At 64.8% G+C, this 15335-nt stretch carries 17 protein-coding genes; 10 read left to right on the forward strand and 7 right to left on the reverse strand.

Annotation, left to right across the window (positions count from 1 at the left end; genetic code table 11):
- Window positions 1-35 precede the first annotated feature (35 nt).
- Both ACPJXG_RS11550 and ACPJXG_RS11555 read right to left on the reverse strand, forming a co-directional pair.
- Window positions 36-965: an AAC(3) family N-acetyltransferase gene (locus ACPJXG_RS11550; protein WP_425254328.1), complete on the reverse strand. Its 930-nt coding sequence runs from the start codon at window positions 963-965 to the stop codon at window positions 36-38.
- Entirely contained in the window at window positions 958-2151 is a 1194-nt protein-coding gene (locus tag ACPJXG_RS11555) for a hypothetical protein (protein WP_425254329.1), read from the reverse strand. The genes ACPJXG_RS11550 and ACPJXG_RS11555 overlap by 8 nt, the downstream gene beginning before the upstream one ends.
- Before the next feature lie 133 nt (window positions 2152-2284).
- On the opposite strand from ACPJXG_RS11555, the gene ACPJXG_RS11560 reads away from it, so the two are divergent.
- Together ACPJXG_RS11560 and ACPJXG_RS11565 are read left to right on the forward strand one after the other, a co-directional pair.
- A complete protein-coding gene (locus ACPJXG_RS11560) occupies window positions 2285-2512 on the forward strand; it encodes a hypothetical protein (protein ID WP_035819625.1) in 228 nt (75 codons plus the stop codon).
- 98 nt (window positions 2513-2610) lie between these two features.
- Window positions 2611-3132: a GNAT family N-acetyltransferase gene (locus ACPJXG_RS11565; RefSeq protein WP_278316200.1), complete on the forward strand. Its 522-nt coding sequence runs from the start codon at window positions 2611-2613 to the stop codon at window positions 3130-3132.
- Here the strand turns inward: ACPJXG_RS11565 and ACPJXG_RS11570 are convergent.
- The 5 genes from ACPJXG_RS11570 to ACPJXG_RS11590 form a co-directional block, all read right to left on the reverse strand.
- Window positions 3119-3499 carry a hypothetical protein gene (locus tag ACPJXG_RS11570; protein ID WP_425254330.1) on the reverse strand — a complete coding sequence of 127 codons (381 nt, stop codon included), beginning with the start codon at window positions 3497-3499 and terminating at the stop codon, window positions 3119-3121. The two genes, ACPJXG_RS11565 and ACPJXG_RS11570, sit on opposite strands and share 14 nt — an antisense overlap.
- 14 nt (window positions 3500-3513) lie before the next feature.
- Complete coding sequence (locus ACPJXG_RS11575) at window positions 3514-4260, reverse strand: hypothetical protein (RefSeq protein ID WP_425254331.1); 747 nt, start codon at window positions 4258-4260, stop codon at window positions 3514-3516.
- Window positions 4261-4700: 440 nt separating this feature from the next.
- Window positions 4701-5216 (reverse strand): hypothetical protein, encoded by a 516-nt coding sequence (locus ACPJXG_RS11580; RefSeq protein ID WP_425254332.1) that lies wholly within the window; start codon window positions 5214-5216, stop codon window positions 4701-4703.
- Window positions 5217-5228: 12 nt separating this feature from the next.
- A complete protein-coding gene (locus tag ACPJXG_RS11585) occupies window positions 5229-5915 on the reverse strand; it encodes a UPF0149 family protein (protein ID WP_425254333.1) in 687 nt (228 codons plus the stop codon).
- Window positions 5916-6046: 131 nt separating this feature from the next.
- Window positions 6047-7552, reverse strand: a complete 1506-nt coding sequence (locus ACPJXG_RS11590) for a peptide MFS transporter (RefSeq protein ID WP_425254334.1) — start codon at window positions 7550-7552, stop codon at window positions 6047-6049.
- 311 nt (window positions 7553-7863) lie between these two features.
- Between ACPJXG_RS11590 and ppnN the strand changes: the two genes are divergently transcribed.
- From ppnN to ACPJXG_RS11630, 8 genes are all read left to right on the forward strand, one after another.
- Window positions 7864-9234 carry a nucleotide 5'-monophosphate nucleosidase PpnN gene (ppnN, locus tag ACPJXG_RS11595; protein WP_035819612.1) on the forward strand — a complete coding sequence of 457 codons (1371 nt, stop codon included), beginning with the start codon at window positions 7864-7866 and terminating at the stop codon, window positions 9232-9234.
- 188 nt (window positions 9235-9422) lie between these two features.
- Complete coding sequence (locus ACPJXG_RS11600; protein ID WP_402718550.1) at window positions 9423-10472, forward strand: LacI family DNA-binding transcriptional regulator; 1050 nt, start codon at window positions 9423-9425, stop codon at window positions 10470-10472.
- A gap of 197 nt (window positions 10473-10669) precedes the next feature.
- Complete coding sequence (locus ACPJXG_RS11605) at window positions 10670-11476, forward strand: transporter substrate-binding domain-containing protein (RefSeq protein ID WP_425254335.1); 807 nt, start codon at window positions 10670-10672, stop codon at window positions 11474-11476.
- 90 nt (window positions 11477-11566) lie between these two features.
- Complete coding sequence (locus ACPJXG_RS11610) at window positions 11567-12259, forward strand: amino acid ABC transporter permease (RefSeq protein WP_425254336.1); 693 nt, start codon at window positions 11567-11569, stop codon at window positions 12257-12259.
- A 1-nt stretch (window position 12260) separates the two neighbouring features.
- On the forward strand, window positions 12261-12911 hold the full coding sequence (locus ACPJXG_RS11615; protein WP_425254337.1) for an amino acid ABC transporter permease: 651 nt from the start codon (window positions 12261-12263) through the stop codon (window positions 12909-12911).
- Window positions 12898-13632, forward strand: a complete 735-nt coding sequence (locus tag ACPJXG_RS11620; protein WP_099403130.1) for an amino acid ABC transporter ATP-binding protein — start codon at window positions 12898-12900, stop codon at window positions 13630-13632. The genes ACPJXG_RS11615 and ACPJXG_RS11620 overlap by 14 nt, the downstream gene beginning before the upstream one ends.
- Window positions 13629-14375 carry a sugar phosphate isomerase/epimerase family protein gene (locus ACPJXG_RS11625; RefSeq protein ID WP_425254338.1) on the forward strand — a complete coding sequence of 249 codons (747 nt, stop codon included), beginning with the start codon at window positions 13629-13631 and terminating at the stop codon, window positions 14373-14375. The genes ACPJXG_RS11620 and ACPJXG_RS11625 overlap by 4 nt, the downstream gene beginning before the upstream one ends.
- Complete coding sequence (locus ACPJXG_RS11630) at window positions 14372-15313, forward strand: sugar kinase (protein ID WP_425254339.1); 942 nt, start codon at window positions 14372-14374, stop codon at window positions 15311-15313. Before ACPJXG_RS11625 ends, ACPJXG_RS11630 begins: the two co-directional genes overlap by 4 nt.
- Window positions 15314-15335 lie beyond the last annotated feature (22 nt).

The following is a 15335-nucleotide window of genomic DNA, read 5'->3' on the forward strand; positions in this document are numbered from 1 at the left end:
AGCCGCCCGGTGTCATGACGATCCGGGCGGTTTTTTTATGCACGAGCGATGGGCCGCACCGCCAGTTGCTCCGCGCTGGCGTAGATCGTCACGTTGTCGGACGCCAGCTGGCGCAGGTGCTCGAAGAAGGCCTGCGCCGGAATGGCCCACGATGCCGCATCGCCAACTTGCCCGTTGACGCGCAGGCCGGCGGCATCGAACTCGCGCGCAAAATAATCGCGCAAATCATCCCGGCTTGCATGGTCGATGCGGCGCTGGGCGACTACTTGGTCGAACGGGCGCACGGGCACGTCACAGCGCCGGCCGGCGTGGTCCAGGCAAGCCAGCAGCTTTACATCGTCTTCCCAGATGGGCACGGGAAAGGCGTCGCCCATGGCGTCTTCCAGCGCGTGGTAGAACGTCACGGGCCCCATGGAAATGCCCAGGCCCAGCACCTTCGCCTGGTCGCAGCCGATGAAGCGCTGCCACGGCGAGCCCATGCCGAAGATCGAGGGCGCGCGGTGGTGTGCCTCGGTCAGATCGGCGGCATGGCGGCCCCACGCGGACACGGAGTGAGTCGGGTGGATGCTGCGGTGGATCGCATCACTGGCCAGAAAGGCTTCCGGCAGGCGGCCCATGTGCGTGCCATGGCGGCGCGGGTCGAATACATAGTCCGGCATGGCGCAGGTGGCGCGCACCGTGCCGCCGGGCAGATAGTAGGTGGGCAGCAGCAAGGTGCCTTGCGGGCCGACGGCGTCCTGCAGGGCATGTACCACGGCCACTGCGCCGCCTTCCACGTAGCCCAGGCTTTTCAGCGAGGAATGCACGAACAGCGTATCGCCTGGCGCCACGCCCAGCCGCGCCAGGCCGGACGCCAGCGTGGCGCGCGTCACGTGGGGCCTGCTCTGGCGCAGGTGCCGTACGCTGGCGGCGCGGCGCCACGCTTCCAGCGCGGCGTGGATGGCGCTTTTTGTCTTTTCAAGCATCGCCAATTTGCATTTCCAGCAGGTTCGCATCGATGCAGAATTTGGCGGCCCAGTTCAGGTAGGACCAGCTGCCGTAGTCGCCATCGACGGGAAACGAGCCCTTGACGCCGCCGCGCGCGTGCGCGGGACCGTCGATGCTGATGGAGCGCCGTACGTAACGGTTCAGCCGCCGCCCCGCGTCGAGGTAGCGCCGCTCGCCCGTGAGCCGGTACAACAGGAACAGGCAATGCGCATTTTGCGCGGAACCCGTGAGGCAGGCGTAATCGGCTCCAGGCTGGAAGTCCGGGCCGAGGCGGCCCGCCAGGTAGCCATCGGCCGCCACGGCGTTGGCGACGCCCGTGGCGGTGCGCGCGGCGGCGTCCAGCAGGTCGGCGCGCGCCGAAAAACGGTGCGCTTCAAGCACGCCGCGCAAGGCGTAGCCGATGGTGTGGGTCAGGGGCAGCAGCGGGTTGTCGAGGCAGTTGGAAGCGAACCAGCCGTTGGGGCGCTGTTTGGTCAACGCCCAGTCGACCTGGCGCAAGCCGGCCGCGCCATAACCGTGGCCCGGTGCGATGCGGTCCGCTTCGAACAGGCCCCAGGCCACGTGCGTCTCATAAGCCTTGTCGCCGGCGCTGGCGAACGGCGTCGGATGGCGGCGCCAGCAGCCGTCGGTATCCTGGCTGTCGCGCAGCCAGCTTGCCGCGCGGTGCGTGGCGTCCTCGTAGGTTTCGCCGTACGCTGCCACGCCGGCGGCCAGGCCCAGCAGGATCTGGCCCGTGTTGAAGGTGACGGGCACGCGCGGGGTGGAGTCGATCTTGCCGCCCTGGAAACCGCCTTCGGGGAACTGGATGGCCACGCACCAATCGAGCATGCGGCGCGCGCGCCCGTGCAGGGCCTCATCTTCACCATGATCGCCGGTGCGCCGCGCCAGGGCGATCATGGTGGGGATGATGTAGCCGGTGGTCTCCGGGTACGAACTCGACCAGCCCTTCAGCAAATTGTAGTCGCGCGCGACGCCGCCGTCGTTTGAGCTGGAATGATCCTGCGCCGCGCACAGCCAGGCCGTGCAGGCCTTGACGACGGCTTGCGGGCCGGGATCGAAGGCGGGCAGGCCGCGCCGGTCCGACAGCCGCTCCATGCGCGCCGCCGCCGGCAGGCCCGCCTGCGGCGCCAGTGTGTTGCGGATCTTCGTGAGCAAGGTGCGCATGGCATTCCATTTGGTGATTGGCTCAGGCCACTCTAGCGCCGGCAGCCGGCACGGCTATTGACTTGCCGCAAGGATTCGCTGCCGCCGGAATTGACGCATAATGGCTACTTCACCGTCGTCGACGAGGCCCGCCATGAACAATGTCACGCTTGAGTATTCGGTCGTCACCAATCCCGACTCCTTTGTCGGCTTCAAGTATTACGTCAAGGCGGGGCAGGCATTCGATGCCGACGATTTCGCCTATTCCTACAAGCTGAACCGGTCCGACCTGGACCCCGACAGCGTGCTGGCCACGCGCGAGGCGGCGGCGAATCTGCAGCCGGGCGAGTGGCTGACGGTGTCGCATTCGATTGCGGCGTAGCGCTATGGCTGCGCGTTTCCACTTTAACTTTACCGGCCCGCCAGGGATCTATGCATCTGACTCTTTCAGCATTTCCTGATATTTCCATTGTTCCAACCTTGCCTGAACACGCGCAAGCGCTGGCCACCCTGGTGGCGCAAAACCGTGAGCACCTGCAAGCTTATTTGCCCGCCGTGGTGCAGCTGGACTCCTTCGGCGAGGCGCAGGCCTATCTGCAGGCCGCTTGCGCGCGCGCAGCCAGCGGTGACGTCCTGGAGTGGCATGTTTTCTCCGCTACGGCCTTGTGCGGCAGCATCCGCCTGAAAGACATCGACGCAGCGGAGCGCAATGCCCGGATCGGTTATTACCTCGGAAGCCAGTTCCAGGGCCGGGGCATCGCCAGCGCCGCGGTACGCGCCGTCCTCGCGCATGCGTTTGGCGCGCTGCAGTTGCACCGCATCGAATTACAGTGCGCGGCCGGCAATCACGCCAGCATGGCGCTGGCCGAGCGGCTGGGGTTTGCGCACGAGGGCGTGCTGCGGCAAGGGGAGCTGTTAAATGGCGTGTTTGTCGACCTGCACGTCTTTGGTTTGCTGCAGCCCGATTTTGTGCCGGAGGGTGTGGCCTTTAGCCCGGCATGAACCACGCCCGCAATTCATCCTCGGCCCTTTGCGCCGTCTCCTGCGTCAAGGTCAGCACGATGATCTTTTCCTGCGCCGGGAGCTGCCCATCGCTGCAGGCCAGCTCGATGGCTTGCTCGAAACTCGTGTAGCCGTGGCCGAATTCACGCGGGCATTGCTGCACGATGCGCGCCGCCTTGCCGGCGTTCCTGTCCGCCAGGTTGACGATGGGATTGCCGTCATAAAACGGCTGGCCATTGGCAAACGCGGTGCGCAGATACGGCGCGCACTGGCCGTCGAGGAAGGCCAGGCGTGCCTGCCAGTAGGCCTCGGCCGCCGCATACACGGCATGGTCCTCGAGAAAATCGGCAAACAGGATATCGCTCATGGTGTTCTTTCCGGCTAGATGCCGAATATTTTTAAAATCGCGTCAGTAAACCCTTCGAACCAGCTGCCCACCTTGCCCGGCTGCTTGCCATGGCGCGGGGTTTCTTCGTACAGGTAGACGCCGTTGTCGCCATCGAAGCGGTCGTTGAGCAGCGCCTGCTGGCCGCGCAGGTAGGGGATGAAGGTTTCGCTGCGCAGGGTCGAATACAGCACGTCGGTGGTAAAACCCAGGGTGGCGGACTGGCTGATGGAGCGCCCCTGGCCAGCCCGTTCCAGGCGCACGCCGCGGCAGCCGCGCACGATCAGGGTGACGGGGCCGCGAAAAACGATGAAGCGCAGCTGCAAGGTAAGCCAGGCATGCAGGCTGCCCAGGCGCCAGTGGCTGCTGATTGCCAAAGGCTGGTCCGCATCGCAGACCAGGCCGACGAGGCCCCGTGGCTGGAATACGAGGGCGCTGCCGGCCGGCAGGTGGACGATGGCCACTTCCAGCAGCGGGTCGTCGCTGGCCGATATCGTCACGGATGCCGGCTCGCTGCTTTCCAGCCGCGTCAGCGCCACCATGCCGGCGGCCAGGCTGGTGAACGGGAAGCGCCAGTCCAGCAGCCACTGCGTACGTTTATGCGTACTGACGGGCGACGATTGCAGGTATTCGGGATGGATCAGCATCCGCTGGCCAGGCTGCAGCAGCAAGCCCTGCGAGACGGCGGAAATGCGCGATTCGCCCTGCGGCGGCAGGGGCAGGCTGGCGGCGTTGAGCTGCAATGCGCGCGCGATCGACAGCGGCGGCAAACGGGCAGCGCCGGGTGCCAGCACGAAGTAAAAAGAAGGCCTTGATGGCCACGGGCAGCAACATGGCCGACAAGACCAGCAGGGCGGCCGTGGGTGCCACGTCCATGACGGGTGCGCGCCAGCGGGCGATCCAGTTGCGTGCCAGCTGTCCTTCGCCGGCCGTAATCGCCGCCTGCACGGGTGCCAGCGCGCCGGCCAAGGCTTGCTCGTTGATGGTAAATGGGGCGGGGCGGGCGGAGTGCGTGGCGCCGGTGCGGGCGCGCTGCGTTGTCCCGGCTTGATACGCTTGCAGGTTGATCTCGCGCAGGCGCTGGCCCTGCGCTTCGAGTTGCGACAGCTGCGCATAGGCGTCGCTGCCGGGCAGGCGTGCCGCCAGCGGATGCTGCGCTTCCAGTTCACGGCGCTGGCGCAGATTATTTTGCAGTGCCGCATACGCGCGCACGTGGTCCGCGTGCAGGCGCGCCAGCGTCTGGCGTGCATCTTCGCCACTGATCGCCGCCTGCAGGGCCGTCAGATAACGGGCTTCCTGTATCAGTACTTCGATCTCCACGCGGCGCGCCGCTTCGTCTTGCGCGTGCAGGGCCAGGGTGTTCGTGTCGGGCAGGGGGGAGGGTGAACAGCGAGGGCTGCTGCCGCGCGCGCAAAGCGGTCAATTGCGCCTGCACTTGCGCCAGGCGCGCGGCGATGGCCGCTTGCGAGGCCGTTTGCAGGGCGTTGACACGCGCCGTGGCGGCAGCGGCCAGGCCGGCGCCATGATGATCGGCGCCGTTGGCGGCCAGCCTGAGGGCGGCGACGGCCTCGCTGCCGGCGCTGTAGGCGCGCCATTCGGCCAGCAGCATGCGTCCGGCCAGCAGGATGACGATGAACAGCGCGAACTGCAGCGCGTGGCGCAGCAGGAAGCGCAGGGTGGCCGTCAGCAGCTGGCGCAAGGAGGAGTCGCCTTAGGTCGCCGCGCTATCGGCATCGGCACAGCATTTCTTGTACTTCTTGCCGCTGCCGCAGTGGCACGGGTCGTTGCGGCCCGTCTTCGGCAGTTCGCGCAAGACCGTGGCGCCGGGCTGGCTGTGTGCCTGGCTTTTCAGGTGGCGCTGGCGCGCCCAGGCCGCGTTGATGGCGATCACGCAAGGAATCACGCCATCCATGGCCGTTTCAGCGGCATCGTCATCGAGTTCGCCGGCCGTGGCCAGGTGCTGGAACGGTGCCAGGTATTGCGGGTGGCTGACGGCCAGGGCGGCCCACTGGGGCTTGTCCAGGCTCGTGCCAAGTACAAAACCGGCGCACCAGGCGGGTACGCTCCATTCCGGGCCGCACACATAGATGGGCTCGAAGCTGTCCGGGTCCTTCGCCAGCCATTCGACCATATAGGCGTGGTGGCGCTGCGCCAGGCTGGCCGCCCGTTCGCTGGCCTCATCCTGTGCTGGCGAGGCGCTGCCGGTCGCCTTGTCCCACACCCACGGCAGCCACTGTTCTGGCGCGATCTGTTTCGGACTCAGGGCGACGGCCGTGAGAAAACCTTCCAGCATCGACACGTCCATGGCACGGCCGGCCAGGGCAGGCGCGGCCAGCAGGGTGTCGAGTTCGGCGTATTCGTCGTCGGAGAGGGGCGTGGTGGTGGAGATGCTGGACATAATATTCTTTGGTGATGTGAGTGGAGTGGCCGGTGGCCCTGGCCGTATTGTACCGCCCGGCAAGGGGAAAACCGGCGCTGGAATGAAAAACGGCGGCCCGCAGGCCGCCGTTGTCAGCTAAGGCAGAACGCTTACTTCACGCCATGCATCAGTTTGTTGATCAGCGGTGCGATCAGGAACAGGATCACGCCGGCGCCCAGCAGGGACCAGAAGCCGAAGGTGTAGCCGGACAGGGCCGACTGCACCGACATGCCGCTGGTGCCGCTGACGTGGCTGGCGAAGATGCCCGACAGGTTGTTGCCGATACCAGTCGACAGGAACCAGCCGCCCATGCCCAGGCCGACCAGGCGCACTGGCGCCAGCTTGGTGACCATCGACAGGCCGATAGGCGACAGGCACAGCTCGCCGATCGATTGCAGCACGTAGACGGTGGTCAGGGTCCAGAACGGGATCTTGTTGTCGGCGCCAACCAGGCTCGACAGAGCGAAGATCAGCAAACCGAAGGCCAATGCGTTCCCCAGCAAGCCCAGGCCGAATTTGCGCGGGATCGACGGATTGACGTTGTGGCGCGCCAGGAAGACCCAGATGGCGGCAATGATCGGCGCGAAGACGATGATGGCGACCGAATTGACGGTCTGGAAGTAGGCGGTCGGGAAGATCCAGAAGCCCAGGTCGCGGTTGACGATCTTGTCAGCCAGGAAGGTAAACGAGCTGCCTGCCTGTTCGAAGAACATCCAGAACAGGATGTTGAAGACAAAGATCAGCAGCATGGCGATGACACGGTCACGCGCCACTTTACCGTTGCGTATGCCTTCGATCATCAGCATCACGGCCAGGCCGATGAACAGCGCGGTCAGGACGATTTGCAGCTTTTCAGCGCCGACGGTCAGCAGGAAGTAGACGAGCGGGATCACGCATAGGGAACCGACGGCCACCCAGACGACGCGCATCGGGTTGCCGGAACCGGCTTCCGGAGCGCCGATGCCTTTGAGGGCGCGGCGGCCGATGGCGAACCATACCAGGCTGATCAGCATGCCGAAACCGGATGCCATGAAGACCATCTTGTACGACGGCATGGCGCTGGTGCCGAAGATCGACTCGGCCAGCCACTGGGTGAAGACAGGGGCAACCATGGCGCCCATGTTGATGCCCATGTAGAAGATCGTGAAGCCACTGTCGCGGCGCGGATCGGCGGTCGTGTACAGCTTGCCGACCATGGTCGAGATGTTCGGCTTGAACATGCCGTTACCGACGATCATGGTGGCCAGGCCCAGGTTGAAGATGTCCTGGTTCGGTACCGAGATGCAGAAGAGGCCGGCAGCCATGAAGACGGCGCCCAGCAGGATCGAGCGCTGGTAACCGATGACCCGGTCGGCGATATAGCCGCCGAACAGGGCGCCGGCGTACACCAGCGCGAGGAAGGAACCGTAGGTCAGGTTGGCCGCTGCCTGTCCCGAACCGTCGCCAGCGTGGAACTGGGCCACGATGTACAGTACCAGCGCCCAGCGAACTCCGTAGAACGCGAAGCGTTCCCAGAATTCAGTCATGAACAACATCCACAATGGGCTTGGATGGCCCATAATCTGCTTGAACTCGGGAATAACGGCTTCCTTGTTGGGCGTAGTCGCACCGCTCATGCGGTTCCTCCTGAAAAATTATTATAGTCAATCGATACAACGAACTTATGGAAGCCTGCGGGCGGCGGGGACTCTCATGAAGAACCTCACGCACGGGAATTCCAATAGGCTGGCATTCTAATCTACAAATTGCGCTGAGCGAAGATTTCGATTCGCATTAGCAAGAATGACTGTTTCATATTGTTCAAACCGGTTTGCAGACAAGGGCGGCACCGGCGATTTTGCGGCGGCACAGCACAACTTGCCTGACTTGTCGTATATTAAGGCTGCATGACCTTCGAGCATCGATTTTTAAAGGGATTTTTCGCATTATGGAACACGACGTTATCGATACTCTGGTTTCACCGGAAGGCCGCCTGGACGTGCTCTCCAAGACTGAAGTCAACAAACTGCTCGACACCAGCCAGGGCGGCCTGTACAACACTTTCCGCCGCTGCGCGCTGGCGGTCCTGAATTGCGGCAGCACCATCGACGATGGCCGCGCCCTGCTGGAGCGCTACCAGTCGTTTGAAATCTCCATCATCCAGCGCGAGCGCGGCATCAAGCTCGACATCAAGGGCGCGCCAGCCATCGCCTTTGTCGACGGCAAGATGATCAAGGGCATCCACGAGCACCTGTTCGCCGTGCTGCGCGACATCATCTTCGTCAGCGATGAAGTGACGGGCAACCCGAAATTCGACTTGCAGAGCACGGAAGGCGTGACGGACGCCGTCTTCCACATCCTGCGCAACGCCAACGTGTTGCAAACCCAGCTCAACCCGAACCTGGTCGTGTGCTGGGGCGGCCACTCGATCAACCGCGCCGAATACAATTATTCGAAGGAAGTGGGCTACCAGCTGGGCTTGCGCGGCCTCGACATCTGCACGGGCTGCGGCCCCGGCGCCATGAAGGGCCCCATGAAGGGCGCCACCATCGGCCACGCCAAGCAGCGTTTGCACAATGGCCGTTATCTCGGCATCACCGAGCCGGGCATCATCGCGGCCGAGTCGCCGAATCCCATCGTCAATGATCTCGTCATCATGCCGGACATCGAAAAGCGCCTGGAAGCGTTCGTGCGCGCCGGCCACGGCATCGTCGTCTTCCCCGGCGGCGCGGGCACGGCCGAAGAGATTCTGTATATCCTCGGCATCCTGCTGCACCCGGACAACGCGGAAATTCCCTTCCCGCTGATCTTCACGGGGCCGGAAACGTCGCGCGAGTACTTCGTGCAAATCAACCAGTTCATCCACGACACCCTGGGTCCGGAAGCGCAGCAGCGCTATAAAATCATCATCGACGACCCGGAACTGGTGGCGCGCGAGATGCTCGAAGGCATACGCCAGGTGCGCGAATTCCGCAAGGCGCATAGCGACGCGTATTACTTCAATTGGCTCTTGAAGATCGATCATGAGTTTCAGAAGCCCTTCCACCCCACGCATGAAAACATGCGCAACCTGAGCCTGCACAAGAACCAGCCCACGCATTTGCTGGCGGCCCAGCTGCGCCGCGCGTTTTCCGGCGTGGTGGCGGGCAACGTCAAGGATGACGGCATCCGCTCGATCGAAGAGCACGGCAACTTCGAGATCCACGGCGACAAATCCATCGCCGGCCCGATGGATGCGCTGCTCGCTTCCTTCGTGGCGCAGCACCGCATGAAACTGGCGGGTACGGCATACGTGCCTTGCTACACCGTCGTCCAGTAATTTTTTAGTCAGCGCCGCCCGCCCTCAGCATTTGCCGAGGTCGGGCGGCGTTTTTTCATTCATGCGCCCATCGTGTTCCTTCGCCGCCACAGGCAATCAAATCGCTTGCGTCATCGATGCGTGGGTGCTATCTTTGGAACCGGTTCCAAAATAAAAATATGCAGGTCAACAGGTAGTGGAGAACAAGCTTGGATTCAGTACGCGGCAATAAAAAAACCCTCTCCGGCGAGCCGGCACGGCCCGTGACCATCGCCCAGGTGGCGCGCGAGGCGGGCGTGTCGAAGACGAGCGTGTCGCGCTTTCTCGGCGGCGAGCTCGACGCCCTGTCCGAGAATATCCGCCAGCAGATCACCAGCACCATCGCGCGCCTCGGCTACCAGCCGAACCAGATGGCGCGCGGCCTCAAGCGGGGACGCACGCGCCTGATCGGCATGGTCGTGGCCGACATGCTCAATCCCTACACGGTGGCCGTGCTGCAAGGCGTGGAGGCGGCTTGCCAGCAACATGGCTATACCTTGATTCTGTGTAATACCGGCAATGACGAACAGCGCGAACGCCAGTCGCTGGCCGCGCTGCGCTCGTACAGCGTGGAAGGGCTGATCGTCAACACGCAGGGGCGCAACATCGAGTCGTCCGACTTGCAGCAGGCGGGCATGCCCATCGTGCTGGTCGACCGCCGCATCGAGGGCGCCGATTTCGACCTGGTGGGGCTGGACAATGTGCAGGCGGGCCGCCTGGCTACCGCGCATCTGATCGAGCAAGGTTTCGACGCCATCGCCTTTGTCGCGCCGCCCTTGACGGGTGTCAGCTCGCGCCTGATGCGCGCCGACGGTTTCCAGTCCGTGATGGCCGAGCATCCGGGCTGCGTGGGCGAAGTGCTGGCGGTGGACCTGGACGACCGGCCTTCCATCGACGCGCAGGTGCGGGAATGCCTGGCGCAGTGGCGCGGCCGCCGCGTGGCGCTGCTGGCCTCGAACGGCATGGTGGCGCTGGAACTGGCGCTGATGCTGCAGCGCCTCGCCTTGCGCATGCCGCAGGACGTGGGCTTGCTGGGCTTTGACGAATTGCCATGGTCGCCGCTGGCGGGCCTGAGCACGATCGAGCAGCAGACCTATGAAATCGGCTTTTCGGCGATGACGTGCATGCTGTCGCGCCTGCAGGGCGAGCAATGCCCGCCGCGCGAAGTGCTGTTGCCTGGCAAGCTGATCGTGCGCAATTCCACCCGGGGCGGAGACTGACGGGAAAGAGGGCCTTGCCCTTTTTTTTGGAAAGGTTATGGAACCGGTTTCATAGATTGTATTCACACTGGAAAGGGGAGTGGATAGTCAAGCGTAGTAAAGGTGGAAAACGGCAAGAGACGAAATAAATCGTCCATTTGACAATATTCCCGGAAGTGCCTCGACGAGGCCGGTACCGGGATCACAGGAGACTGAGCATGAAGATGACGACACTGTTTTACGCGAAAATCGTGGCCTGCGCGCTGGCAGCAACGTGCGCCCTCGGCGCGGCGGCCGACGCCGGCGCCCAGACGCTTGGCGACCTGATCAAGAAGGGCAAGCTGACCATCGGCGTCGTCAGCGGCACGCCGCCGTTTGGCAGCATCGACGCCAAGGGCGGGCCCGTCGGCTATGACGTCGACGTGGCCAACCTGATCGGCAAATACCTGAACCTGCCCGTGGAAATCGTGCCCCTGACGGCACCGTCGCGCGTGCCGTCGCTGGAATCGGGCAAGGTCGACTTCCTCGTGGCGACCCTGGCGCCCACGCCGGAACGGGCCAAGACCCTGATGTTCACCATGCCCTACAGCGCGTTCGAGCTGGCCATCGTCGCGCCGGTCGGCGGCAAATTCAAGGCCCTGGCCGACCTGAAGGGCAAGAAAGTGGGCGTGACGCGCGGCACCACGAACGACACGGCGCTGAGCCGCATGGCGCCGGCCGGCACCAGCATCGTGCGTTTCGAGGATGACGCCACCGTCACCCAGGCCTTGCTCAGCAAGCAGGTCGACGCAGTCTCGATCCCCAGCACGATGGCGCTCGACATCATCAAGACGCGCGGCGCGGGCAAGATCGAGGTTCGCTTCTCCTACTCGCTGCAACCGAACTCGATGGCCGTGCGCCGCGGCGACTTCGAGCTGCACCAGTGGCTCAACAACTTCATCTACTACGTCAAGCTGAACGGTGAACTCGACGCCATCGCGCGCAAGTGGAGCGGCGCGCCGCTGCCGGCGCTGCCGACCTTCTGATGCCGCCACCCGCACAGCGATAGTGCTTGTCCGCACGGCGCGCCGCCACGGTGGCGCGGCCGGGGACGCGCACGTAGAAAGGAGTTGAGTATGCCGTATGAATTTCATTTCGAACTCGTCATGCAATCGCTGGACCGCCTGTTGTGGGGCGCGGCGCTGACGATACGCCTGAGCGCCTTATCGATGGTGCTGGGGCTGGTGGTGGGCGTCTGCGCCGCCGTCATCCTGAAGAACGGTCCCGCCTATGCCCGCGCCGTGGTGCGCGCCTATGTCGAGATCATCCGCAGCACGCCGTTCCTGGTGCAGCTGTTCATCATCTACTTCGGCTTGCCGTCGCTGGGCTTGCAGCTTGACGCGAACGGTGCCGCGCTCGTGGCCATGACGGTCAACCTCGGTGCTTATGCTGCCGAGATCGTGCGGGCCGGCATCGGCGCCGTGCATCCGTCGCAGCTGGAAGCGGCGCAGGCGCTGGGCATGACGCGCTGGCAGGTGATGCGCCACGTGGTGTTGCTGCCGGCGCTGGAAAAAGTGTATCCGGCGCTGGCCAGCCAGTTCACCTTGATGATGCTGGCATCGAGCGTCGTATCGGCCATTTCCGCCGAAGAACTGACGGCCGCCGCCCACCTGCTCGACTCGGAAACCTTCCGCAGCTTCGAGATCTACATCGTCGTGATGGTGCTGTACATCCTGCTGGCCCTGCTGTTCCGCTTCAGCTTCTGGGTGCTGGGCCAGATCGTTTTCAAACGCCGCCGCCGTCTGGGCGCGGTGCGCATGGGAGCATGACATGATCAGTGACTTTTCCTGGGATAACCTGCAATTCCTGCTCGAGGCCACGCGCTGGACCATCGGCCTGTCGCTGATCGTCTTCGTCACGGGCGGCATCGCCGGCTTCGCGGTGGCGCTGCTGCGCACGGCGCGCAGCCCGGTCCTGCGTTTCATCAGCGCCCTGTACATCCAGCTGGTCCAGGGCACGCCCGTGCTGATCGTGCTGTTTCTGACTTATTACGGGCTGGCGCTGTTCGGCTACAAGCTGTCGCCGCTCATCGCGGCCGGCGCGGCGATGACGATCTTTGCCAGCGCCTACCTGGGCGAGATCTGGCGCGGCTGCATCGAAGGCGTGCAGCGGCAGCAGTGGGAAGCGTCGGCCGCGCTGGCGCTGAACCGCTACCAGCAGCTGCGCTACGTCATCCTGCCGCAGGCGCTGCGCCATTCGCTGCCGCCGACCGTGGGCTTCATGGTGCAGATCATCAAGAACACGTCGATCACCTCGATCATCGGCGTGGTGGAACTGACGCGGGCAGGGCAACTGGTCAGCAATGCGACCTTCCTGCCGTTCATCGTCTTCCCCATCGTCGCCCTGATCTACTTCGCGATGTGCTATCCGCTGTCGCGCTACAGCCATTCACTGGAAAGGAAATTCCATGCCCATCGTTGACATCGACAATATCAGCAAGAGCTTCGGCGCCAATCACGTGCTCAAGGGCGTGTCGTTCGCCGTCGAACGGGGCCAGGTGATCGCCGTGATCGGCCGCAGCGGCTCGGGAAAAAGCACCATGCTGCGCTGTATCAACGGCCTGGAAACCATCGACAGCGGCAGCATCGTCGTGGCCGGCCACACGCTGACGGCGCGCCAGGAACGCCTGCTCGACTTGCGCAAGGACGTCGGCATGGTCTTCCAGAGCTATAACCTGTTCCCCCACCTGACCGTGGAAGAAAACGTCATGCTGGCGCCGCGCATCGTCAAGAAGGTGCCCGACGCGCAGGGCCGCGCCACGGCGCTGCGCGTGCTCAAGCAGGTGGGCCTGGACCACAAGCGCGAAGCCTATCCCGAGCAGCTGTCGGGCGGCCAGCAGCAGCGCGTGGCGATCGCCCGTTCGCTGGCGATGGAGCCGCAAGTGATGCTGTTCGACGAAGTGACGTCGGCGCTCGACCCGGAACTGACGCAGGAAGTGCTGAAGGTGATGGAGGAGCTGGCGCAGGCGGGCATGACGATGCTCCTGGTGACGCACGAGATGGAGTTCGCGCGGCGCATGGCCGACGTCACCGTCTTCATGCACCAGGGATTGGTGTGGGAGAGCGGGCCGTCGGAAGCCTTTTTCAGCAACCCGCAAACGCCCGAAGCGCGCCAGTTCGTCGGCGCGGGAGCGATCAAGTGAGCCCCGTCCTGGTGGCGGCGTCGGCCTATGGCGCAAGCAGGGTAAGGCAGCTGGGGCAAAGCCATTTCATCGATGTGGTGGCCGATGCGGGCGGTGCCGGCATCGAGATCCGCCGCGAGCTGTTTACCTCCGACTTGCCGGATCTGGCGCGCATGGGCGCGGCGGTGGCCGCGCGCGGCCTGTACTGCGTGTATTCCACGCCCATCGAATTGTGGGACGCGGACGGATTGCTGCAGCACGAGTTGCTGCGGCAGATGCTGGATGAGGCGGCGCGCCTGGGCGCGCGCTACCTGAAGGTGTCGCTGGGCCATTACCCGGCCGCGCCGGACTTGCCGGCCCTGAAGGCGCTGCTGGAGGCCGCGCCCGTGGCGCTGCTGGTGGAAAACGACCAGACGGCCCATGGCGGCAAGCTCGCGACGATGGCGCGCTTCCTGGCGGCGGCGCGCGACATCGGGCTGCCGGTGGGGCTGACCTTCGACATCGGCAACTGGCGCTGGGTGGATGAGGATGCGCAGCAGGCGGCGCGCCTGCTGGCGCCGTACGTGCGCTACGTGCATTGCAAGGCCGTTCTCGACGACGGGGGCCGGCTGTCCGCCTGCGCCGTTTCCGAGGCCGATCCCGCCTGGCGCGCCGTCTTCGCGCACTTTACGCCGGGCGTGCAGCGGGCCATCGAGTTCCCGCTCGAGGGCGCCGACCTGGTGGCCGAAACGGGCCGCTACATTCAAATTCTGGAGGCCGCATGATGAAGCTTGATGTCGTCACCTACGGCGAAGCGATGGCGATGTTCGTTGCCGAGCAAACGGGAGACCTGGCGGCCGTGGCGCACTTTACGCGCCGCCTGGCCGGCGCCGAGACGAATGTCGCCATCGGCCTGGCGCGCCTGGGCTTGAAAGTCGGCTGGCTGAGCCGGGTGGGCGACGACTCGTTCGGCCGCTTCATCCGCGCCAGCGTGCAGGCCGAAGGTGTCGATTGCAGCCGGGTCGTTGCCGTCGCCGGCCAGTCCAGCGGCTTCCTGCTCAAGGAAAAGGCCGAGAACGGCGCCGATCCGCTGGTCGAATACTTCCGCAAGGGTTCCGCCGCCAGCCGGCTGGCGCCCGAGCATTTCGACCCCGCCTATTTCCTGTCAGCGCGCCATTTGCACGCCACGGGCGTGGCCGCGGCGCTGTCCGAGACCAGCCTGGCGTTCGCCGGCCAGGCGCTCGACTTCATGCGCGCGAATGGCCGCAGCGTGTCGTTCGACCCGAACCTGCGGCCGTCGCTGTGGCCGTCGCAAGCCGTCATGGTCGAACAGATCAACCGCCTCGCCGCCAAGGCGGACTGGGTGCTGCCCGGCCTGGGGGAGGGGAAAATCCTCACTGGCCACGACTTGCCGCACGACGTCGCCGGCTTTTATCTGCGGCAGGGCGCGCGGCTGGTGGTCATCAAGCTGGGTGCCGAGGGCGCCTATTACCGCACGGCCGAGGGCGACAGCGGCATGGTGGCGGGCGAGCGCGTGGCCAACGTGGTCGACACGGTGGGCGCCGGCGACGGCTTCGCGGCTGGCCTGGTCAGCGCCTTGCTGGAAGGCTTGCCGCTGGCGCAGGCGGTAGGGCGCGGCAACCGGGTCGGCGCCTTCGCCATCCAGGTGGCCGGCGACATGGAAGGCTTGCCGACCCGCGCCCAGCTCGACGCGCTGGGCTAATCTCGAACCGAACAGGGGAAAA

Origin of the sequence: Janthinobacterium sp. NFX145 (assembly GCF_049810325.1) — a bacterium.
Taxonomy (GTDB): Bacteria; Pseudomonadota; Gammaproteobacteria; order Burkholderiales; family Burkholderiaceae_D; genus Janthinobacterium; species Janthinobacterium rivuli.